Origin of the sequence: Gluconacetobacter entanii (genome assembly GCF_003206495.1) — a bacterium.
Taxonomy (GTDB): Bacteria; Pseudomonadota; Alphaproteobacteria; order Acetobacterales; family Acetobacteraceae; genus Novacetimonas; species Novacetimonas entanii.
In genome coordinates this window covers 1-22,346 of the sequence record NZ_NKUF01000027.1, presented here as the reverse complement: position 1 = coordinate 22,346, position 22,346 = coordinate 1, and the positions used below count along the sequence as shown (strand labels likewise).

Genomic DNA, 22,346 nt, shown 5'->3' with positions numbered 1-22,346 from the left:
TCAGCGGATAACGAGGACTATTGCAGACCGTCCGCTTTCCGGAAACTTGAACGGCTCTGCTTATGACCGAGATGAGGCGGAAGCCGACATGGAGGCATCGCTCCGTCATGCAAAACTACCCGCAAGCCATTCCCTGAGCTTCGACCACCGCCGCCGCCCGCCCTGGTTGCGCACAGCGATGGCAAGCGCCTTCTTCTGCCCCACCAATACGACGAGCTTCCTTCCCCGTGTCACGCCGGTATAGAGCAGGTTCCGCGCCAGCATGGCGTAGTGCTGGGTCACCAGCGGGATCACCACCGCCGGGTATTCCGATCCCTGGCTCTTGTGGATGGTGGTGGCGTAGGCCAGCACCAGTTCGTCCAACTCGCCGAAGCCATAAACGACATCCCGACCATCGAATGAGACCGTCAGTTCGCCCTCTTCCACATCGATCCTGCCGATAACGCCGAGGTCTCCATTGAAGACATCCCGGTCATAATCGTTGGCGATCTGCATCACCTTGTCGCCCGGACCATAGGTCCAGCCGAACCGCTCGACCTTCACCTCGTCCGGCGGGTTCAGCGCCTGCTGCAATTCGATATTTAGCGACCGCGCCCCAAGGCCACCCCGGTTCATCGGGCAAAGCACCTGCACGTCGCGAACAGGGTCCAGCCCGAACCGCGCCGGGATGCGATCCCTCACTACGGCCAGCAACTTGCGCAGCCCGACCTCGGGCTCGGCCGCCTCCACGAAGTAGAAATCCGATCCCTTTTCCGCGCTCAGTTCGGGCATCCTGCCCTCGTTGATCCGATGCGCATTGGTGATGATGCGGCTCTGTGCCGCCTGACGGAACACCTCGGTCAGCCGCACCACAGGGACAGCGCCGGAGCCGATGATGTCGGCCAGCACCTGTCCCGGTCCAACAGAAGGCAACTGGTCCACATCGCCGACGATCAGCACCGCGGCGTTGTCAGGCAATGCGCGTAGCAGGGAGCGCATCAGAAGCACATCGACCATGCTGGCCTCATCCACGACCAGAAGATCGCAGGTCAGCGGGTTGGTATCGTCCCGCTTGAAGCTCCCCGTGGCCGGGTCTGTCTCCAACAGGCGATGGATCGTCTTGCCTTCCAGCCCGGTGCTTTCCGACAGACGCTTCGCCGCCCTTCCGGTCGGGGCGCAAAGCTGCACATCCGTGCCCTTGGCCGTCACGATCTTGAGAATGGCATTGACCAGCGTGGTCTTGCCGACGCCAGGACCGCCGGTAATCACCAGCACCTTGCTGTGCAGGGCAAGACGCACTGCTTCCTGCTGGCTCTGGGGGCCAGAGCCAGCCCGGTCTTGCCTTCCACCCAGGTCATGGCCTTTTCAGCGTCGATGTCAGGCCAGAGTGGACGGCCAATGGCACAGGCGCGCAACCGCTCGGCGATGCTCTGCTCGGCACGATAGAGACCAGCCAGGAAGATACAGCCCGTATCGCCCACGCTGTCGGCCACCACGTCGCCCGCTTCCAGTTCCAGCGCGAGGGCCATCTCGATCAGAGGAGTGGCGACCTCCAGCAGTTCGGCGGTACTGGTCAGCAACTCTCCCACAGGCAGACCGCAATGCCCTTCATCCATGGCCTCGCCAAGCGCGTAGGAGATTCCTGCCCTCACCCGGATCATTGCGTCGGGTGCGATCCCCATCTTCCGGGCAATCTGGTCAGCGGTCTTGAATCCGATCCCCCGGATGTCCTTCGCGAGCCGGTAGGGGTTCTCGCTGATCAGTTTGACCGCGTCCTGCCCGTAGGTCTTGAAGATACGCACCGCCCGCGAGGTGCCGACGCCGTTGCTGTGCAGAAACAGCATGATCTCGCGGATCACCTTCTGGTCCGCCCAACCGGCGACGATCCGTTCGGCACGCTTGGGGCCGATGCCCGTCACCTCCCGCAGGCGTCCAGGTTCCTGCTCGATCAGGTCGAACACCGCCTCGCCGAACGCTTTCACCAGCTTCTTCGCGTAGACCGGACCGATGCCCCGGATCATGCCGGAGCCAAGATAGCGCTCGATCCCCTCAACCGTGGTCGGCGGACTGGCTTTGAGAAACTCCGCCTTGAACTGCAACCCGTGGGTGTGGTCGTTGAACCAGCGCCCCGACATCTGCACGAACTCGCCTGCCGAGATCATTGCGGCATGGCCGACAACGGTGACCAGATCGCGCTGCCCCCGCACCTTCACCCGCAGGACGCAGAAGCCGTTCTCGGCGTTGTGGAACGTCACCCGCTCCACGAGGCCAGCCAGCGCTTCCGTGGGCGAAGAGTCGATGGCGCGCCCGCTCATCCGACCTGCCGGAAGAACGGCACTCCCGTATCGTTCATGACTCGCCCTCCCCTTCCGTGATGCCGCCGTAAGCCAATATTTGTACGACGCGCCGCTATCCGGGACTACCCATAACTACGATTCCGCACTCTGGAGCACGTGCATGCACGCCTTCTCGTATTACCGTTTTCCATTGAAATAACAGTCATCTGCCCGGATCGTGTGTCTGTTTTCCTTGCCTTACGGTCGGAAGAGAGCGACGATGACGGACAGACCCAGCCAGTCCATTGCCCCGGCATATCGGCCGCCAGAGCCCGAGTTGCGGCTCATCCTGCGCCCCAATGCCCCCGACCAGCGCCTTGTGGCGCTTGTCCGCCTCATGGCCCGTCGTGCGGCACGGGACTGGTTCCGGTCGCAGCAAAAGGAGCAGCGCCGCCGCTCCGGACCGTAAGGGATACCCCGTCATGAAGGTCGCGTTCTACGCCCGCTACTCCTCAGATAACCAGCGCGACGCCTCGATCGCCGACCAACTCCGGGTCTGCCGCACCCACGCGGAGAAACAGGGCTGGAGCATCGTCGAGGAGTATACCGATCACGCGATCTCGGGCGCGTCCCTGATGCGGCCCGGCATTCAGGCGCTGATCGCCGATGCACAGCGCGGACGGTTTCAGATCGTGCTGGCCGAAGCCATGGACCGCCTCTCCCGCGACCAGGAGGACATCGCCGGCGTCTTCAAGCGCATGAACTACGCCGGTGTGCGGATCGTCACTCTCTCCGAGGGCGAAGTCTCGCATCTCCATGTCGGCCTGAAGGGCACGATGAACGCCCTGTTCCTGAAAGACCTGGCTGAGAAGACCCATCGCGGCCTGCGAGGCCGGGTCGAACAGGGCAAGTCCGGCGGCGGCAATGCCTACGGCTATGATGTCGTACGCAGGCTCGATGCCAATGGTGAGCCGATCCGGGGCGACCGGACTATCAATCCAATGGAAGCCGACGTGGTCCGTCGCATCTTCCGCGATTTCGCGGCCGGGCTGGGACCACGCGCCATCGCCTTCCGTCTCAACGACGAAGGCATCTCCGCACCGGGTAGCGGTGCCTGGGGTTTCTCGACCATCAACGGCAACCGGCTACGCGGCACCGGTATCCTCAACAACGAGATGTACGTGGGCAGGCTGGTGTGGAACCGGCAACGCTTCATCAAGGATCCCGATACCGGCAAGCGACAGGCCCGACCCAATCCGGAATCCGAATGGGTAATCCAGGAGGTGCCGGAACTGCGGATCGTCGATCAGGACCTGTGGGACGCGGTCAAGGCACGGCAGGCCAGCGTCAGCGCCAGCCGGGACACACGCGACACGTCATCGCCCGACCACTTCCGCGAGAAACGCCGCCCCCGTTACCTGTTCTCGGGCCTCAGCAAATGCGGCTGCTGTGGTGGCGGCTACTCCATGATCTCCGGCGTGCTGCTCGGCTGCTCGACGGCACGCAACAAGGGCACCTGCGACAACCGGACCAATATGCGCCGCGAGGAACTGGAACGGCGCGTTCTCGACGCCCTGCGTCATCACCTCATGGACCCGGACCTGTTCGCCGAATTCTGCACAGCGTTCACCACCGAGATGAACCGGCTGCGCATGGAGGCGTCGGCCGACATCGGCGCGTCAGAGGCAGAACTGAAGCGGGTTGAACGCGACATCCAGCGGTTGATGGATCTCTACCTCTCGGAAGCGATTTCGATCGAGACGGTCAAGGAGCGCGGATCCAAGCTCGAAGCCCGCAAGGCGGAACTCAAGGAGTTCCTTGCAACTGCCGAAGCGCCCCCACCCCTGCTTCATCCCCAGATGGCGGAGTTCTACCACCGGCAGCTCGCGCGCCTGCACGACATGCTGCATTCCGAGCTGGACGAGAAGCGCCAGGAGGCGGCCGAGGTGATCCGCTCTCTGATCGAGGCCATCATCCTCACGCCATCCGACAAGGGACTACAGATCGATGTCCGGGGCGATCTCGCCGGTGTCCTGACGGTGGCATCGGGCGGACAAACGAAAACCCCAGCCAGTTTCGGGGCTGGGGTTCGTGATGCGTTCGCATCGCAAGTTCAGATGGTTGCGGGGGCAGGATTTGAACCTGCGACCTTCAGGTTATGAGTTCCATTTTTCAAGCTTCGCCAAAGCCGCATCACACCGATTTTAATGCGATAAGGTACTGTTTTGTTGATGTTTTATATCGGGTCACGATACACTCTTCCCTGACCGGGATCGCCTTATTTCGCTCCCAAATGATTCCTATTTGATTCCAGTGATTCCGGCACTGGAGACAAAAGCATGGTCAAGATCACGAAACGTTCCGTCGAAGCTGCCGCCAAAACCGGCAAGGAATACTTCCTTTGGGATGAAGAGCTTCGGGGCTTTGGTCTGAGGGTCCATCCAGCGGGCCGGAAAATCTACCTTGCTCAGTTCCGCGCGGGCGGACGCATCCGGCGGGTCAATATCGGTCCGCATGGCCCGATCACCCCGGATCAGGCCCGCACCAAGGCCATGAAGCATCTCTCAGATGTCCGGCTCGGCAGCGATCCCGGCGCACAACGCGACCGGCTGCGCGCCGCCGCGACCATGAAGGAATTCGCCAAGCGGTTCCTCGCCGAACACGCCGCCTCTCATTGCAAGCCCTCGACACAGTACGAGTATCGCCGCTGTGTTGACCTATTCATCACCCCGAAGTTAGGGACGCTCAAGGTCATCGACGTGACCCGCGCGGATGTCGTCGAACTGCACCAAGGTTTGGAAGAGACGCCCTATCAGGCCAACCGGGTGCTTGGGGTGTTGTCGATCATGTTCACCCTAGCCGATACCTGGAGCGTACGGACGGACGGGATCACTCCGTGCTGGAAGGTCAAACGCTACAAGGAAGTGAAGCGGGAACGTTACCTGACACCGGACGAACTGGCCCGGCTGGGCAAGGTGCTCCGCGAGGCAGACGGCGAGCCGGAAGCCGCAACCTGCATTCGCCTGCTGCTACTGACCGGTTGCCGCCTTGGGGAAATCCAGACCCTGAAATGGGAGTATGTGGATTTTCGGGCCGGTGTCCTGCGACTGCCGGACTCCAAGACTGGGGCCAAGGTCGTACCCATAGGCAAAGCGGCGCTGGACGTGCTGTCGGACATATCCCGGATCGAGGGCAATCCCTACGTCATCACAGGAAAGGTGGACGGCAGTATCTGACCGACATCCAGAAACCGTGGCGGCGGCTGCGCGCAAGAGCCGGACTGGACACACTACGCATCCACGACCTGCGCCACTCCTTTGCATCGGATGCACTCCACCTTGGCGCTGACCTGACCATGATCGGGCGATTATTGGGACATACGCAAGTGCAAACCACTGCGCGGTATGCACACCTCAAGACCGAACCAATAAGAGAAACAGCCAACAAGATTTCTGAGGCCATTTCTGGCGCACTAGGGCCTGTTAGACCTTGAATGATAGAACGGACTGCATAGCTGTTTATGATGAGCATGATGCAGTCTGCCATTTCTGATACCGCATGGTCCGTCTGGGAGCCTTTGATCGAGGAAATCCGTCCGAAGAGCAAAACCCCACTGAAGAACCTGCAAGTGACTATATCCGCGATTTTCTGGCGGCATCAGAACAGTGCGAAACGGCGTGCATTGCCGCCTGAATTTGGCCTCTGGTGGATTGCAGCCCAGTTGTTCATCCGGTGGTCAAAATTCGGCGTCTGGCAGCATCTCTTTGAAAAGATCAGCGACAGAGATCCTTCTCTGGGCATGCTTTTTCTCGATGGTACGACGATCCTTACCCACCACAAGGCCGCCCAAGCTGCTAAAAAAGAGGCACAGAGAGCGCCAAAACGATCGCGAAATTCCTGGCAGCTCATGTGAAGGATTTGGTACCAAGGTCTGCGTAGCCGCAGATGGACCATAACCATGGCAGGGCATTGCCCTTCACGCTTTCGCCCGAACAGGCACATGAACCGCCATATGCCTATGTCCGACTTGATGATCTGCCACACCCACCGATGTATGTCGTCTGCGATCGTGGGTATGCCTCGCTTAAATTCCGTGAAGATCTCTGAGCCGAGGGGTTCTCGTCCAGTCATTCCGCCACGGTGCAAAGACCCGGCAGTCACTTGCCCCCAATGGGCATATAGGCACCGGCATTTGGTCGAAAACCTATTAGCAAGCCTCAAGGAATAACGGGCTGTCGCAACCCGATACGAGAAGACAGCCGCGTCCTTTCTCTCCGTCACCCTCATCGCAGATATAGCGGACTATATCAAAATATAACAGTCTCCAGAAAAACGAAAAACCATAAATATTCATACTAAAAAATTAATCTACAATACTCTTCCTTCCTCCCGCAGAGGATTTACTATTCAATATATTTGAAAATATAAAATCAATAGCATCAACCATCTCTTCCATTAACATCATAGTATTTTTCGACACATTGCTCAATTTATATGCAATACCATCACGATACAGCATTTTAATTAGCATCTTTGTACGCTGTAAAATTCGTCCGACCTGAGCTTTATTAGCACTTCGTGTTTCTCGATAAGTTTCTGTCAACAATTCTGAAAGCCATGGCAACTCATCTTTTATTAGTCCTGACAACAATAAAAGTCCAACACCTGGATCATCCGTCTTCTGCGAAGCCATAACAAATTCATGTATAACTCGCGGATGCCACCGCTGAAGCTGCTTACGAATGGTTTTCTCTTCATCACCAGAATCCATTTGCATATCTCTAACAACAGATCCTATCCCTCTAACGTCTTTAACGAGTTCTTCTAAAATTTCATGCTGTGGACGCTTATGTTTATCCACTGGTGTTTTTGACGAGATTTCATCTAATTTGCTTTTGAATTTTGGCCACAAACTCGGAACCAATTGATTTACTATTTGATCTGATGCCGGCTTTTCAGCAACTTTATTAATTGATTTTACAATTTCCATTATCCCAGCCTCTTCCGCTTTCTGAGCTTGAAACTGAGAAAGTGGACCGCTCAAATCACTTAACTCTAAACCAAAAAGCAATGGGATAACTTTTCCATCAGACATAGATTTTGAAAGAGCACCTGATTCAAAAAGTATCCATTCTGAACTAATGTTTTCTGGAGTTATACATATAATACCAAAATTAGATGCTTCCAATTCGCCCGAAATAGCTTGTGCCCACCTTTCTCCTGCAGAAATATCTTTATCAGAAACAAATGGCTCTACATATTGAAGTACCATAGGAAGCCAATCACGCAAGGCATTTGCCATCTCTTTGCTTCTATGCTTACTCCAGCTAATAAATACTTTCAATTTTCCCCCCTCAAAAAAATAAAGACACTTTCAAACTTTTGAGAAGGTTTACAAAAAAAACTCCCCTTGGACTACCTTCAATAATAACAAATCTTCCATCACAAAACCGTGCGTCGTTAACCATATAATCTGCATGGCCTCCTGCTACCCAAATAGATCGCTGACCTAAAATACGGTTCTGCGCGGCATCGTATCCGATAAATATTCTTTCTTCTGGCCATTTTGTTGCGAATCCCCATACCACGGGTCCAAACCGCATCCTTCCTACCTTACCTTGCATTCTTTTACGCTTTTGGGGGGGAGGAATTCGCGCACGTCATTTCCTCCACTCCCAGACCGCCTCTTTCCCGTCAGCCTCCCCTTGTCGGCCCCGCTTCACCTTAGAAGCACGCCGCATCGACAGGGAGGTTTTCATGACCGACATCGCGAAACCCAAAGCGGGCTCACCTGTGCCGCCGATACCCGAGATCGCTGCACCAGCCCGCCCGCCAACGTCCCCGGCCCGTATCCTGCGCCCCTATCTGCGCGGAGGTGAAGCCGCCGAACTGATCGGGGTCTCGGTTCGCACACTGGAAAAATACCGCTGCACCGGCGGCGGTCCACCATTTCTGAAGGTTGGCTCGCGCGTCCTCTATCTCCGCGAGGACGTGGAAGCATGGCTTCAGCGCCATCGCTGCCAAAACACCTCGGACAACAACTATGCCGCCGCCCTGCGTGAGATGCCCTCACGGAGGAACAGACCATGAAGGCGGATGATTCCAACCTGACCACGGTCGAACTGACCTTCATCGAGAAGCGCATCGAACACTGGATCAGGTTCGGCAGGCCGGTCTCCGACCGTGTGCTCGACAAGCGCCGCCGCCTGCTGAGTTTCGCGCCCGGCAGCACCTTCGGCTTTATCCGCTGGGCCGCCAACGATTACGGCACGGTCGTGTCCTGCCTTGCCATCGTGCGGACGGTGGAACGGGGCACCGCCTTTCAAACCGTGCTCTTTGTCTGGCCCGGTGGCGACCTGCTGCTCGACGTGTCGGGCTGGCCGCAGGTGAAGCATGTGCTGGAGGTGATCGACCAGATCGAACGCTTCCGCTTCGACCCCTGCGCCGTCTCCCCTGATCACTGGCACCATGTCCATAACCGCATCACTGCCGGGCAGGAACCACGCCCCTACACACAGACCCTGCACGAGGCCTGGCTGAAACGTGCGAGGCTGATGTCATGACCCGGCGCGCCTGGTTCTTCGCCACGTATTTCGTCGTGCTGATGGTGGGCGTGTCAGCCGCCGTGCAAATCGCACCCCGGCTGCTCTGGAACGAGACGGCCAGCGTCCCGGTGGGACTCTATCGGCTGCGCACCGATAGCAGCCTGCATGTCGGGGATCTTGCCGCCCTGCGTCTGCCCGACCGTCTGGCCCTGCTGCTGTCACAGCGCGGCTATCTGCCGCTCGGTGTGCCCTTACTCAAGCCCGTCGCGGCCCTACCAGGACAGACCGTATGCCGGACAAACGGCAGTATCACGATTGATGGCAAGTCTATCGGCGAAGCACTGACCAGTGATCATCGGGGCCGTCCGTTGTCGGTCTGGCAAGGCTGCCATCGCCTCGTGCGCGGCGAGATTTTCGTCATGAATCCGGCAGAACCGCGCAGTCTGGACGGGCGCTATTTCGGACCGCTTCCCGCCAGCACGGTTATGGGCCGCGCAATCCCGATCTGGATCACGACCGGGCGGACGGCACCGGGCCATGACGAAAGACCGCATCCGCTTCAGTAAGCACAAACCGCCCTGCCCCCAGTTTTCAATTCTTTGTCCTGCGACCCGCAGATCAGGAGAGACGTATCATGATCCGTCTTGGCACCTTCACGCGCACCACAAACGGCTTTTTCGGCCAGATCACCACCTTTCTGATGGAGGACGATCTGTCGATCCTCCCCATCGTAGACCCCACCACAGAGAACACCCCGGATTATCGCGTCCTGCGCGGTCTGGAAGATGACGCCATACAGGTGGGCTGCGCCTGGGCACGTCACGGGGAACGCATCGGGTTGTGGCTAGCGGTGATGATTGATGACCCGCTTTTCGCCCGTCCCCTGCGTGCCCGACTGCTGCCGGACCGGGACGAACATGACATGTTCCATCTGGTCTGGAACCATCCACGAACGCCGTCATGATCCGCGTTAAAACAATGCCCGCTCTGCTGGTGGTCTGCGCCGGGTTTGCCATCTCTATGCAGAGCGTCAGCGCCGCGCCGTTCGATGCCTATGTCACCGATGCCGCCACACGGGCACACATCCCGCCCGCATGGATCACGGGGGTGATGCACGCGGAGAGCCAGGGTGATGCCTCAGCGGTATCACCCAGGGGCGCGATGGGCCTCATGCAGATCATGCCCGACACATGGCGGCAACTACGCGCGGCGCTGAAGCTCGGGGCCGATCCATACGATCCGCACGACAACATCACGGTGGGTGCGGCCTATCTTCGGTGGCTGCATGACCGCTATGGCGATGCGGGCTTTCTCGCCGCCTACAATGCCGGTCCCGGACGGTATGAACAGCTCCTGACAGCAGGAAAAATGCTGCCTGATGAGACCCGGAAATACGTCGCGAAAGTCATCCGACTGCTGCGTGGAGTGTCGGTCGGCGGCACGATTTCCGGCGTGGATTTTGTTGATCGACCCCACGAACAAACACCGTCCGGAAGTCCGCTTTTTGTGGGTGAGTTTGCATCCCGAGAGGCGACTCAGAATGCCCCCGAGGTGATGCCGATTTTCGTTCAGGCGATACGATCAAAGGCCCCACCTCATGAAAACCTGTCATCCCATAGGACGCATTTCGGGAATGTACGGGGTGTTGAGCAGATCGGGAAACATACAGAAAAGAGAGGGCAAGATAAAATGGCCTGCCACGACACAACGCAATCCGCTGTCGCGTCTTGCTTTTGTGTGTGCAGGCTGGGTCGGTCGCGTGCAGGGTTTTGGGTTTTGTGCCCGCTTCCTGCAGGGTTTTCCTGCACAGGGAGGTTCTGATGGCCCGCGAAGAGGATTTCCGGGTCCGTCCAGGCCGTATCCGGAGCACGGGACACGCGGCCCGGCCTCGGAGTTTTCTGGTACAGGTGCTCCATGCCTCCCGACGCGCGGGCGGAGGAACTGGCGGCGGCCCCGGAAAGGGAAAAGGCAGCAGCCCGCGCTCTGGCCCCTCGACCTTCGGGCGGGGGCATTCCCGCTTTGGCAAAAGCCGCCTGTTCGACGCCCATCGCCGTGTCACCGTCAAGGCTCGCGTGGCTCGACAAACTGGGCGCGGCTCGCGTTCCGGATCGCTGGCCGATCATCTCGCCTATCTGCGTCGGGATGGCGTCACCCGCGACGGCGAGAAAGCGCATCTGTTCGGGCCGGATGGTCAGGACGTGGACGCACAGGATTTTGCTGCCCGTTGCCAGGATGACCGACATCATTTTCGCTTCATCATCTCGCCTGAGGACGCACCGGAGATGGCGGACCTTGACGGTTTTACCCGCGACCTCGTGCGACAGATGGAAGCCGATCTTGGCACGCGCCTGGACTGGGCTGCCGTGTTGCACTGGAATACCAACAATCCCCATGTCCATCTGATCGTGCGTGGCGTGGATCAGGCCGGGGCCGATCTGGTGATCGCCCGCGACTACATCAGCCACGGACTGCGCTCTCGGGCGGAGGATCTGGTATCGCTTGAGCTTGGCCCACGCGCCGAGCATGAAATCGAGGCCGCGTTACGCCAGGACGTGACGGCGGAACGCTGGACCCGGCTCGATACCGAATTGCAGCGTCACGCTGATGGTCTGGGCGTCGTGGACCTACGGCCCGACGCTGGCGGCGCTCATGCCTTCAGCCAGGCCGCGACGCATCGCGCCCTTCTGACCGGCAGAGCACAGACACTGGAACGCATGGGGCTGGCCACTCCGGAAGGACCGGGAAGATGGTCGCTTGCCCCCCGGCATGCCGGACACGCTGCGCGAGATGGGCGCGCGCGGCGACATCATCAAAACCATGCACCGTGCCATGACGGAACGAAGCCGGGATCGGGTGATTGTCCCCCGGCGATTACGTGATCTCGGGACGTGATCAGCCCATCGCCTTGACGGGCCACCTGCTTGAGCGCGGGCTGCACAACGAACTGACAGGCGAAGCCTATGCCGTGATCGACGCCACGGACGGGCATGCACATCACGTCCGCTTCCCCGGCGTGGAGGCGTTCCGCGACGCGCCACCCGATGGCGGCATCGTTGAAATCCGCACCGCGACCGGCAGGACGAGTGGGAAGAATTATCTGGTGCTGTCCACCCGCTCCGATCTGGACCTTGCCGCCCAGGTCAAAGCGCCGGGGGCAACATGGCTGGATCACCGGCTGGTAGAGCGCCAGCCGATGGACCTCGCCCGCAGCGGCTTCGGGGCCGAGGTGCGGCAGGCCATGCAGGAGCGCACCCGTCACCTCATGGATTGCGGGTTGGCGTCATTTCAGCAGGATGGGTCCGTGCGCTATCAGAAAAACCTTCTGGCGACATTGCGTCAGCAGGAACTTGATCAGGTGGGCGCGAAACTCGCGAAGGAAAGCAGGCTGGCTTACGAGCGCAGCATTCCGGGCCATTTTGTCACCGGCCAGTATGTGAAACGTCTCAGCCTGTCCTCGGGGCGCTTCGCCATGATCGACAACGGCCTGGGCTTCCAGCTTGTGCCCTGGGCACCGTCACTGGAGAAACAGCATGACCGCTATGTCGATTGGGTCGCCCATGATGACAGGGGAGTCGACTGGCGACACGACCGCAAGCGCGATCTCGGGATCAGCATGTGATCCATGCCACCGTTCCTTTCACGCTATCGTCCGCCTCATTACACTCGACGCAGTTTCGGTCTTGTTCCGGAAACAATCTTTCGTTCACATCATAGCTTTTCAAGGAAGGTTTCCATGCGTGATCGCCTGAACGTCTCCCTGCCCGTCGCCATGATCTCGCAGATTGGCGATCTTGCCGCGCGTCGGAAGGTAACGCGCTCCGCCGTGGTGGAGGCGGCGGTCGCCTCGCTCCTGTCCCCCGACGGCGCGGAGAAAAGCGAAGCCGCCCTGACACGACGTCTGGACCGGCTGACACGGCAGATGCAGCGCCAGGAGTGTGACCTGATAATCGCACTGGAAACACACGCCCTGTTCATCCGCTTCTGGCTGGGGCAGATGCCGCCCCTGCCCGCTGAGGCGCAGGCCGCCGCCAACGCGCTTGGTCAGGAACGCTTCGCCCGTTTTTTGGACACGCTGGGGCGGCGGCTATCGCAGGGGCGATCCTTCCGGGATGACATCCCGCTCGATATTCCCGCCATGCGTCAGCGCGCTGCTGACAAAACCGACGACGCACCGACCCGGTCATGACGCCCCGCAATGACGATTATCCCTCAAGCAGTAGCTTGAGATATCCACCTTCAACCAGGGCGATGCCTTCGTCGCGCCAGTCCTTCGCGTTCCTGCGCCAGCCGTGATCGCGCCATTCGTCCAGAGGCATGGTCAGGGCACGGCGATTAATCAGGACGGCGGCAATGCGACGTTCATCGGCACCGGCCCGATGCAGATCATAGGCATGCAGGCAGCGGATCAGATGCAGGGACCGAAACGGCGTGATGACCGGTGGCATACGGGAAGGCAGTCTAAAACCCAGATGATGAGCTACAAAGCGCCCGGCTTCATACCAGCGGCTTCGGTAATAAGGGTCAATCGGGATCACGACTGCGGGGCGCTTCGCAGCGGCGGGATCGTCCAACAGGAAGAAAAATGTCCCGAAAGTGCCGGTCACGGTGACGGAGCGCCCCGCGTCGTCCTCGCTGTCGAACAGGATGCGGCCCATCGCCTCGAAATCGCGAGCGGAGATCACTGAAACCCCGTGGCGCATATGTCAGACTGATGATCCGGGTTGTGTCTTCCCTTCGCCAGATCACGGGTTTTCGGGTTATGGGGATGTCAGGATCATGGACAAAAACGTAACCTCCATCGGTCACGGAACGCCGCCCACAGGAGAGAGGGATTGTCACTGACCCCTATCCGCAAGCGGGTATCACGATAATCGCTGATGTAGCGTGACCAACGCCGCATGAAGGCTCCGGCAAGAGCGGAAGCTGACAGGGTTCTGAGAATGGCCAGATCGGCCTCGGAATGCCAGATATCCAGTGGCATGGGAGACGTCCCTTATCGGCTGGGGAGCTACCGACCCGGCGCGACAAGACACGCCGCACTTGTCAGGTAGCCCACGTTTTTGATTACATTGGGTTCTCACACTTGCGGCCAGGCCCCACGCATGTTGCACAGCGCCACCCGACGAATTTGACATAGGTCGCCTCACGGTATTTGCCGCGAGACCGCCACCGACTTTGATATCAAGGCGATAAAATTTCACCAACTATAGGACAGATTTCCGTACACTCGCCGACCTTGTCCATATGAGCAACTGGCCTTCCCATAACACGAAGTGATATATCGCTTATCCGTCAAGTTAGAGAGCGCAAGTTGAGCTTTCAGACCTTTTAATGAAGGAGAGATATTTGCAAAGTCATAATGGGCACCAATATCAAATAAATTATAGGCAGGAACTTTGATGGAATTAGCATCACTTGAATAAGTGAATCCATTATAACGCACTCCGAAGTTTATGCCGAGTCCCCGTAATGCCGTTTTTGAAATAGTATAATCAAAAAACATGTTGACCATGTTCCTCGGAACAGAACGAATGTATTTTCCTTTTTCAGGCACTGTCCCGATTGCGTTACCATTAACGTCATAGGCAGTTTCCGACGTACCACTCTTTGTTACTCGCGCGTCGGTATATGAATAAGACGCGATTAGGTGCAAGTCATGCGTAATATTCGCCTGAGCTGAAAGTTCAACGCCTTTTGATACGACTGTTCCAGCATCTATATCATAACCAGGGTGAGCAGAGTCGTCAGTTATGTAGTGACTCTCTTTAATATGATAGGCCGCTGCTGTTAACAATACATCGGTATTCGGAACATAATATTTAAGACCTGCTTCAAATTGGCTACCTTGTAACGGAGATATTGGCTTTCCAGTATAGTCATACTCACCTTCTTGGGGTAAGAATGAAGTTGCATAGCTAAAATATGGCGTTAACCCAAATTTAAAATTGTAAGTTAGGCCTGCTCTCCACGTAAATTTAGACGCAGTGTAACCTTTTGTTCGTTTGTAAGAAACGAGGGTATAAGTTCCATTACCATTTCCTTTCCCTGTATAAGTGCTCGTCGTGCCTGACGCCCAATCTTGGCGCCCTCCAAGTATGATTGACAAAGAGTCAAATTTTATCTGATCCTGAAAATATATACCCTTTTGAAAGTAAGAAGAATTATTGTCATTAATATTAATTGCATCAGGCCCGCTAAGAGAATAATTGGGAATTTCCCGCCCATATACTGGATCCCAAATATTTATTGGAAAACTACGAGAATCATATGCAAGATTCTGGGACACGTCGACTTTTCTAAAATCCATACCTACCACAATTGTTTGTTTTACAGGTCCTGAGGGGATATGTGCCAAAAATCGACTATCAAGACCAATGTTGTTATTCTCAACCGCTGATTGCCATGCATAGCGATTAAAAATATCTCCTTTGCTGCCTGCAGTATTTTCGTAAAACTGATTCATGCTATGATCAGAATCTGAGTATCTAAACACCTGCTGAAATGATAAGTATTTATTGAAAGCATGGTCAAACTGATATTCAAACTCAGCCGCTGCTGCACTAGATTCATTAACATTCGGATCGCCTAAAAAACGGCTACGAGGTATATAACGACCATTATTGCGAATGAGTGTTCCATTAAGCGGGTATCCAACCCAATTTAGCCCATCGTTAGGCGTATAAAGATAACTACCGATTAACGTCAGATTAGTCTTCTCGTCAATTTTCCATTTAATCGAAGGCAATACCCCGACACGTTTATAATTTATATAATCCGTTTGAGTGCCTTGTGTGACCCCAATGGCTGCAACCCGATATTGTAGATTACCAGATTTAGTAATATTATCGCCTATATCGACGGTTGCCTGATATCTTCCCCAGTTTCCAAAGCCAACTGAAACATTATGTATTGGAGTATCAGTGGGCTTTTTGAGGCTAGTCGCAATTAAACCGCCGGCTCCGACCTGGCCATACAAAACCGATGCAGGTCCGTTGACCGCTTCGACGCGCTCAACAAACGCTGTTTCTCCGGCCGTATAGCTCCTAGTATTCAGTCCATCGACAAATTGACTTGCATTGAATCCGCGCATGATAATGGAAGCATTAGTGCCTGCACCACTTCCATTGATGGCCATTGATCCATTGTCACCCGTACCATACTGGTCAGCATACACGCCCGGTGTATATCGCAACGCTTCCATAATATTTTGTGGCTGCTGATCTTGAAGTTGTTGTTTTGTGATAACATAAATTGAATTTGGTATTTCTATAATAGGAGTATCGGTTTTTGACCCAGACGTGGTGTAGTGTGCAACATACCCGACACCAGGACCAGTTGCACTTTCACGATTGAGCGTTCCACCGACACGGACCGGACCAAGTGTAATATTAGTAGACGCTTTCACAAGCGTCACAACATTCCCCGAGAGACGATAGGTAAGCCCCGTCCCCCCAAGTAACTGTGCCAGCGCCTGCTGCGCACTCATATGCCCAGCCACACCGGGAGAGGATAATCCCTGAATAACGGACGTCTCTACCGAAACCTGCTTTCCAGACTGTGCCCCAAAAGACGTCAACGCCCTTGCGAGGGGCCCCGCAGGAACGGAAAAACTTTTTGACTGGTCGGCAGTCATCGTAGATGAAACTACCGTTTGAGCAAAAGCACCTGATGTTCCGGCAACGGAAGCCAGTACCGAGCTTGTCATCAGAATTGCAGCTATAATTTTTCGGTCAGCACCGACACTCACGTTCCGTCGCAACGGCATTGTTTCCCTTACTGTGCTCTACTTAGCAGGGGAGACGCCGTTAATGCGACTGCATTGCAGTTTCATCCCCTACTTGAGCGACGGGTGCCGAGAAAATTTTTTCCCTCTTTTTTATGATCGAATACGAAAAAATTAGAAGTCGGAGATTATCACGAGCCAGGGCGTCACACGCCTTACGACTACACCCTCATGGGCCTGCACCAAGGCATGGAGCGCTCCCAGTGGGTTATTCAGGTCATAAACTCCTGTAACTCGCCGTGCAGCAAAGTCTGAACTACCCAGCACGATCATCCCTTTGAAGTAGGGGCGAAGCTTTTCCACCACATCAGACACCGGCTGATCGCTGGCGATCAACTGTCCATGTCGCCAAGCGGCGATCTCGTTCCCGTCAGCATTCGCGCGGTGGAAACTGCCCGTCCATCCCACGCGGATCGCCTGTCCTGCCTGCAAATGTTCTGAAATCCGAAAAGAAGGAGAGGCGTCTACCTGTACGGCTCCCTGCACGACCGCAACATCCGTACTATCCGCCTCAAAAGCGACTTCAAACGCGGTGCCGATATCCGTTGTGCGGACGCTATGAGCATCGACTGCAAACGGGCGCGCTGCATCATGCGTAACTTCAAAAAAGGCACGGCCTTTCAAAAGACGAATATTGCGTTGGGACCCTTTATAATCCACAGCAATGGCACTCTGAGGGGCAAGCTCGACGTCCGTACCATCAGCAAGCCGGATCGACTGCTGCTGAGCCGTGCCCGTTATATAATCAGCCTGCCACCAGAGAAGAGCTTTCGGAGCTATCAGCAGAGCGAGACAGGCCGCCAGTGCCATTCCTGCCCCGGCGACAGGAACCATTCGCCTCGACAGGATGCGCTTCGATGGGCGAGGAGCCACCTCATCCGCCAGGTCTCGCACTTCAAATACACGGACAGCAGCACCTTCATGCACTGCTGCGGGACCAATCAGGTCATATGCCTGCGCCGTCTCGGCCCATGCTTTTCTGTTGGCTGGGTGAGCCGAAAGCCAGTCAGCGAAACGGGCGCGCAGATCAGGATCGTCAGGCTCATCTTCCAAAAAGATAAGCCAGTCCGTTGCCTCCCTTGTCGCCCGTTCGTCTTCGCTCTCTGTCCCTGCAGTCATTCCTCTCCCGATACTCAAGCATCATGTTGGTCGCCGCATGCCCGAACATGGACGAGATCAATCCCTACTTCATAAACGAAACAGCGCAGATTTTTTTATAATGATTTACGGGAACGACTTCAGACATCTCCGGCAATGTGCCACGCCTTCGGCAATCAGATTATGCGCACGCGTTACCGAGATTCCCAGCCGCGCGGCAACCTCTCTTGTCTTCAATCCCTCAAGGCGGTGCAATTCCACAGCCATTCTTGTGCGTTCCGGGAGTTCTGCAAGAGCATCGCGCACAATAGCCAGTTGCTGACGATGCTGAATCTCGACTTCGGGAACAGCCCGCTCATCTGGTTGAAGATGGGTTGTCTCGCTTCCGTTCCACGAGATCACATAACGACTACGGCTGATCTGTGCCCGTCTGCCGTCGAGAGCAATATTTCTAACAATGCGGAAGAGGTAGCGGAGCGGTTCACGAACGAAATTCGGATCAGCCTGGGAGACTGTCGAAAAACGAACCCATGCCTCCTGAACGATATCCTCGCTTTGCGTCGTAGTCCCCGTCACAGCGGTCGCGTAATCGACCAGCCGCTTGCGGTTCTGCACGAACAGACTCAGATTGTCCTTCTCGCTGTCCAAAGGTGCGCTGTCCACTTCATCACGCGGTCATACGAATCCGCTTCACCACATTTAAGAACCATTCTTATTTGGTAGCTACGTGAGGAGGGCCTGGAAGGCAAGGAGAAGGTTCGCGGGTCGACCGCGCATTGGGAGGCCTAGGCCGATTCTCGCCCTTCCCGCTGCTCTACTGACGCGCCTCTTACGCAGGGTTGCTACGGGATATTTCGTTTCCTGCTGATTCCTATATGATTCCAGTTGGCATCATAGAACGCAGAAAGCCTGCTCGAAGAGCGGGATAACCACTTGATATTAAATAGAATTCATGGTTGCGGGGGCAGGATTTGAACCTGCGGCCTTCAGGTTATGAGAAAGATTTTTTAGCCAACGCTGGCCAGCGCCCGTGCCGACAGAATAGCGCCAGACCACGAAAACCCTTTGTTTTTCCTTGAAAAATGTCCCAGTCGGGATACGTCATTCCTTCACCGACTACGCTCGGTTGCGCTCTCATCTGTTTCCTATGTGTTTCCTGCGGTGGAGGCGAGAATGGCCCGGCTCAACAAGAAAACCGTCACGGCGGCGACGCCCGAAGCAAAAGATTACTTCCTGTGGGATGACAGCATCCCGGCCTTTGCTATCCGTGTCTGGCCATCGGGCCGCAAGGTCTACGTCATTCACTACCGCTCTGGCGGGAGGCTGCGGCGTTACACGATTGGCCAGCATGGCAGTCCGTGGACTGCGGATCTCGCCCGTGATGAAGCCATCAGGATCCTCGCACGGGTTCATACCGGGGAAAATCCGGCGGACAAACGGTCTGACGATCGCAAGGCCATGACTGTCGCGAGCTTCTCCAGACGCTTTCTCGACGAATATGTCGATGTCCACCTGAAACCCAGAACACGGGGAGAGTACAGGCGCTCGGTGGAACTGTTCATTGTCCCGAAATTCGGAAGCTGGCGGATGGCCGACCTTTCACGGGCTGAGGTCGTCGAATTCCACGGCAGCTTCCGCCATATCCCCTATCAGGCCAACCGCACGCTGGGCGTTCTGTCAAAGATGTTCAGCCTTGCCGATCTGTGGGGTATCCGCCAGGACGGTGTGAATCCATGCCGGGGCGTCAAACGCTACCGGGAAGAAAGACGAGAACGTTTCCTCACCAGAGAAGAGTATGGTCGCCTGGGCAACAGCCTCGACGAGGCCGCCGAAGATATGCCCGAAGCGGCACGGGCCATCCGTCTGCTTGCCCTCACGGGTTGCCGGTTACGGGAAATCCAGACACTTCAGTGGGCGTATGTCTGGCTGAATGAAGCGGAACTGCGCCTCCCCGACAGCAAAACCGGAGCGAAAACAGTCCAGTTGGGCACGGCGGCTGTTGACGTCCTGAAGGCTACCCCTCGCCTGCCCGACAATCCCTATGTCATCACCGGACGCAAGGCTGGCGAATATCTCACTGACCTGCAAAAGCCGTGGCGTCGTATCCGCAAGGCGGCAGGCCTGGATGGCGTCAGGCTCCACGATCTCCGTCATTCCTTCGCATCGGATGCCTTGGAGATGGGAGCGGACCTGACAATGATCGGCCGGATGCTGGGCCATAGCGACATCAAGACCACCTCCCGCTACGCCCATCTGAAGCGGGAAAATGTCAAACGCTCGACGGATCAGGTCGCCCAGCGCATTTCATCCGCGCTCACCGATGCAAGGATACAGGCCTGAATACCGATCATACCCAATCAACAGCCTGTCCGTCAGCATCGGCCCGCGTTTTACGTCTCGGGAACAACCAGCACATAGCTGGTGCTTCTTCCTCCTGCCGCCTCCCTGACCAGAATACCGCGCGATACCAGATCATTGATATCTCGCAGGGCTGTATCCGGTGACGTTTTCACCAGCTTCGCCCATTTGGATGAGGTCAGCTTACCCTCAAACCCATCGAGCAGACGGTTGAGCATGAGGCGTTGCCGGTCATTGATCGCCTGTCCGGCCAGATTGTCCCAGAACCGGGCCTTCTCGATGACTTTTCCCAAGACCAGTTCAGCGCGATCAAAGGCGCGATCCAGCGCTCCCAGAAACCAGTGCAGCCAGGACGTGATGTCCATATCCCCCTTCTGGGTAGCCTCAAGGATTGCGTAATAATCCTTACGTTCCTGCCGGATCTGGGCCGACAGGCTGTAGAAACGCTGGTCCGTCTGTTCCGAACGCGCCAGCATGAGGTCACCGATGGCCCGTGCCATGCGCCCGTTTCCATCCTCAAACGGATGAATGGTAACAAACCACAAATGTGCGATGGCTGCCTTCAGCACAGGATCCAGGGCTTGCCCGGCATTGCACCAGTTGAGGAAGACCTGCATCTCTGCGGGCACCCTGCTGGCTGCCGGCGCCTCATAATGAACCTTCTCTCGTCCGACAGGGCCTGACACGACCTGCATCGGGCCGGTTCTGTCATCACGCCACTCTCCGACCAGAATGCGTGCCATACCGTTTCGCCCGGTTGGAAACAAAGCCGCATGCCAGGCGAACAGCCTTTCTTCGGTCAGCGGATCGGCATAATGCCGGGTCGCATCCAGCATCATCTCCACAACGCCTTCGACATCCCGATCCACCGATGCCAGCGCGCCAATATCCATACCCAGTCGCCGGGCAATGGAAGAGCGCACCTGCTCACGATCGAGGGTTTCGCCCTCGATCTCGCTCGACTTGATGACATCTTCCGTCAGGGTCTGGAGCACGGCTTCCGACCTGAAATCGAAGCCGAGGCTTTCCATACGGCCCAGGAAGCGTCCCTGCCGATGACGCACCGCCCCTAGTTCATAGGCAATGGTGTCCTTGTCCCACTGGAAGCTGGGCCAGTCTGCATGCTGATGAATGTATCGCGCCATATTCCCTGCACTCCTTGCGGAGAATATGGCGCTTAATTACCGCAAACCACAAGGCTATATCCGCATGATATGCGGTGAATAAATCCTTTATTTCTGCACACATTGGTCGAGCGCCTGGCAGAAGCACTCTCGCTGCCTTTTCCCCCTCCCGAAAAGCTGTGCTGCCTTTTGCACACCAGATTATCCTTCGCCCTTCTTCCCGACGGAAAATGACGGTATTGTGGAGATTTCCTGCCGGTCTGCATTCGGAAAGCGCCACGATGATAGCAGCTATCATTAGCACAAAGCCCGAACGACTGTTACCAATCCATCTTCACCGTTCGCGGTCATTTTCCTGTTCTGGAAAATCGGCATCGTTTCTGGCCAGCATCTTGATGGTAGGAAAGCGGAAAAGTTGTTGGCGGTCTACATGTGGACATCGATTAGAATCAACAAATTCTCAATCGCTACGCGTGCCACAACCAAATTCGTAGCTGGATATGATACAATCAAGCGAGGTTGCCACGATTTTTGACGTCGAGGACATGACATTTTGAACCGTCGCAGATTACACGTGCCTCTTATTAACACGGGAAAAGCCTTGCGATATAGGACCAACATAATTGGCTAGGCCCCCTCTCTTCGCCGAACCTCAGCGTGTGTTCGTTGCCCTTGCCGGCGGCGGCGCCAAGGGGCTGCTTCATGTCGGAGCACTGCGCGCATTGGAAGATCGTGACGTGGTATTCTGTGGCTTAGCAGGAACATCAGCCGGGGCGATCGTGGCCGCGCTCAAGGCAGCAGGCTTCTCCTCCCGCGACCTGCTCGACCCGGATGGCGGCCCGACACTAATCGACCAGCTCAACGAGATCGATCCCAACTTCAACCGCGCAACCGATATCTTCGGACGCACTGGTTGGGCGCGCGTGCTACTTTTCCGATGGGCTTCAGCCCATAGCTGGGTCGTCAAAACGTTAGCGCTCATGCTGACAATTGCTATTCCACCCGCGCTGATCGTAGCGGGTGCAACCCGGTCGGCGCCCGTGATCGTCTCGGCTGCTCTCGCGATAGTCGGGTTGGCAGTGCTCGGATTTCTTCTGTGGTTGCCGTCCGTTATGCAAGAGTTTTCTGACCCATATTGACGTGTGATCGTGTGCGGTCTTCTGTAAGGCCTGTTGATGTGGCC

20 protein-coding genes and 3 pseudogenes are annotated in these 22,346 nt (G+C 56.6%); 14 read left to right on the top strand and 9 right to left on the bottom strand.

From position 1 onward, the window contains the following. Positions 1-105: 105 nt before the first annotated feature. Positions 106-2,294 (bottom strand): annotated as a pseudogene (recD2, locus tag CFR72_RS11540) (SF1B family DNA helicase RecD2). Positions 2,295-2,535: 241 nt separating this feature from the next. On the opposite strand from recD2, the gene CFR72_RS11535 reads away from it, so the two are divergent. The 5 genes and pseudogenes from CFR72_RS11535 (at position 2,536) to CFR72_RS11520 (ending at position 6,573) form a co-directional block, all read left to right on the top strand. Then, positions 2,536-2,724 (top strand): hypothetical protein, encoded by a 189-nt coding sequence (locus CFR72_RS11535; RefSeq protein WP_110914093.1) that lies wholly within the window; start codon positions 2,536-2,538, stop codon positions 2,722-2,724. A gap of 13 nt (positions 2,725-2,737) precedes the next feature. Then, positions 2,738-4,417: a recombinase family protein gene (locus CFR72_RS11530; RefSeq protein ID WP_110914092.1), complete on the top strand. Its 1,680-nt coding sequence runs from the start codon at positions 2,738-2,740 to the stop codon at positions 4,415-4,417. Between the two features lie 177 nt (positions 4,418-4,594). Then, positions 4,595-5,491, top strand: coding sequence for a tyrosine-type recombinase/integrase (locus CFR72_RS11525; RefSeq protein ID WP_341865267.1), 897 nt, complete (start codon positions 4,595-4,597; stop codon positions 5,489-5,491). Beyond that, positions 5,434-5,748 carry a tyrosine-type recombinase/integrase gene (locus CFR72_RS18385; protein ID WP_341865268.1) on the top strand — a complete coding sequence of 105 codons (315 nt, stop codon included), beginning with the start codon at positions 5,434-5,436 and terminating at the stop codon, positions 5,746-5,748. The genes CFR72_RS11525 and CFR72_RS18385 overlap by 58 nt, the downstream gene beginning before the upstream one ends. A 39-nt stretch (positions 5,749-5,787) precedes the next feature. Then, positions 5,788-6,573: pseudogene (locus CFR72_RS11520) on the top strand (IS5 family transposase). A gap of 45 nt (positions 6,574-6,618) precedes the next feature. On the opposite strand, the gene CFR72_RS11515 reads toward CFR72_RS11520, so the two are convergent. Further along, positions 6,619-7,599 (bottom strand): toll/interleukin-1 receptor domain-containing protein, encoded by a 981-nt coding sequence (locus tag CFR72_RS11515; protein WP_167400367.1) that lies wholly within the window; start codon positions 7,597-7,599, stop codon positions 6,619-6,621. Positions 7,600-7,609: 10 nt separating this feature from the next. After that, positions 7,610-7,858: a hypothetical protein gene (locus CFR72_RS17245; RefSeq protein WP_146220719.1), complete on the bottom strand. Its 249-nt coding sequence runs from the start codon at positions 7,856-7,858 to the stop codon at positions 7,610-7,612. 154 nt (positions 7,859-8,012) lie between these two features. Between CFR72_RS17245 and CFR72_RS11510 the strand changes: the two genes are divergently transcribed. The 7 genes and pseudogenes from CFR72_RS11510 (at position 8,013) to CFR72_RS11480 (ending at position 12,986) form a co-directional block, all read left to right on the top strand. Then, positions 8,013-8,345: a helix-turn-helix domain-containing protein gene (locus tag CFR72_RS11510; protein WP_110914090.1), complete on the top strand. Its 333-nt coding sequence runs from the start codon at positions 8,013-8,015 to the stop codon at positions 8,343-8,345. Beyond that, a complete protein-coding gene (locus tag CFR72_RS11505; protein WP_110914089.1) occupies positions 8,342-8,818 on the top strand; it encodes a DUF2840 domain-containing protein in 477 nt (158 codons plus the stop codon). The genes CFR72_RS11510 and CFR72_RS11505 overlap by 4 nt, the downstream gene beginning before the upstream one ends. Further along, positions 8,815-9,366 carry a S26 family signal peptidase gene (locus CFR72_RS11500; protein WP_110914088.1) on the top strand — a complete coding sequence of 184 codons (552 nt, stop codon included), beginning with the start codon at positions 8,815-8,817 and terminating at the stop codon, positions 9,364-9,366. Before CFR72_RS11505 ends, CFR72_RS11500 begins: the two co-directional genes overlap by 4 nt. Positions 9,367-9,434: 68 nt before the next feature. Further along, positions 9,435-9,764 carry a DUF736 domain-containing protein gene (locus CFR72_RS11495; protein WP_110914087.1) on the top strand — a complete coding sequence of 110 codons (330 nt, stop codon included), beginning with the start codon at positions 9,435-9,437 and terminating at the stop codon, positions 9,762-9,764. Beyond that, positions 9,761-10,621, top strand: coding sequence for a lytic transglycosylase domain-containing protein (locus CFR72_RS11490; RefSeq protein WP_110914086.1), 861 nt, complete (start codon positions 9,761-9,763; stop codon positions 10,619-10,621). Before CFR72_RS11495 ends, CFR72_RS11490 begins: the two co-directional genes overlap by 4 nt. Then, a pseudogene (locus CFR72_RS18435) lies at positions 10,621-12,419 on the top strand (relaxase/mobilization nuclease domain-containing protein). Before CFR72_RS11490 ends, CFR72_RS18435 begins: the two are co-directional and overlap by 1 nt. Positions 12,420-12,533: 114 nt before the next feature. Beyond that, positions 12,534-12,986 (top strand): CopG family transcriptional regulator, encoded by a 453-nt coding sequence (locus tag CFR72_RS11480; RefSeq protein ID WP_110914085.1) that lies wholly within the window; start codon positions 12,534-12,536, stop codon positions 12,984-12,986. 16 nt (positions 12,987-13,002) lie between these two features. On the opposite strand, the gene CFR72_RS11475 is transcribed toward CFR72_RS11480, so the two are convergent. From CFR72_RS11475 to CFR72_RS11460, 5 genes are all read right to left on the bottom strand, one after another. Then, complete coding sequence (locus CFR72_RS11475) at positions 13,003-13,500, bottom strand: DUF2285 domain-containing protein (RefSeq protein WP_110914084.1); 498 nt, start codon at positions 13,498-13,500, stop codon at positions 13,003-13,005. A gap of 74 nt (positions 13,501-13,574) precedes the next feature. Continuing rightward, the gene (locus tag CFR72_RS18430; protein ID WP_408869976.1) at positions 13,575-13,781 is read right to left on the bottom strand and encodes a transcriptional regulator domain-containing protein; all 207 of its coding nucleotides are present in this window, start codon (positions 13,779-13,781) and stop codon (positions 13,575-13,577) included. A gap of 216 nt (positions 13,782-13,997) precedes the next feature. Next, positions 13,998-16,547 carry a TonB-dependent siderophore receptor gene (locus CFR72_RS11470; RefSeq protein ID WP_244182268.1) on the bottom strand — a complete coding sequence of 850 codons (2,550 nt, stop codon included), beginning with the start codon at positions 16,545-16,547 and terminating at the stop codon, positions 13,998-14,000. A 150-nt stretch (positions 16,548-16,697) separates the two neighbouring features. Further along, complete coding sequence (locus CFR72_RS11465; RefSeq protein WP_110914082.1) at positions 16,698-17,702, bottom strand: FecR family protein; 1,005 nt, start codon at positions 17,700-17,702, stop codon at positions 16,698-16,700. 105 nt (positions 17,703-17,807) lie between these two features. Next, positions 17,808-18,329 (bottom strand): sigma-70 family RNA polymerase sigma factor, encoded by a 522-nt coding sequence (locus CFR72_RS11460; protein ID WP_167400366.1) that lies wholly within the window; start codon positions 18,327-18,329, stop codon positions 17,808-17,810. 525 nt (positions 18,330-18,854) lie between these two features. Here CFR72_RS11460 and CFR72_RS11455 point away from each other — a divergent pair. Beyond that, the gene (locus CFR72_RS11455) at positions 18,855-20,021 is read left to right on the top strand and encodes a tyrosine-type recombinase/integrase (RefSeq protein ID WP_110914080.1); all 1,167 of its coding nucleotides are present in this window, start codon (positions 18,855-18,857) and stop codon (positions 20,019-20,021) included. 50 nt (positions 20,022-20,071) lie between these two features. Here the strand turns inward: CFR72_RS11455 and CFR72_RS11450 are convergent, their stop codons facing one another. Further along, positions 20,072-21,184 (bottom strand): Fic family protein, encoded by a 1,113-nt coding sequence (locus CFR72_RS11450; RefSeq protein WP_110914079.1) that lies wholly within the window; start codon positions 21,182-21,184, stop codon positions 20,072-20,074. A 638-nt stretch (positions 21,185-21,822) separates the two neighbouring features. Here CFR72_RS11450 and CFR72_RS11445 point away from each other — a divergent pair. Continuing rightward, on the top strand, positions 21,823-22,302 hold the full coding sequence (locus CFR72_RS11445; RefSeq protein WP_167400365.1) for a patatin-like phospholipase family protein: 480 nt from the start codon (positions 21,823-21,825) through the stop codon (positions 22,300-22,302). Positions 22,303-22,346: the final 44 nt, after the last annotated feature.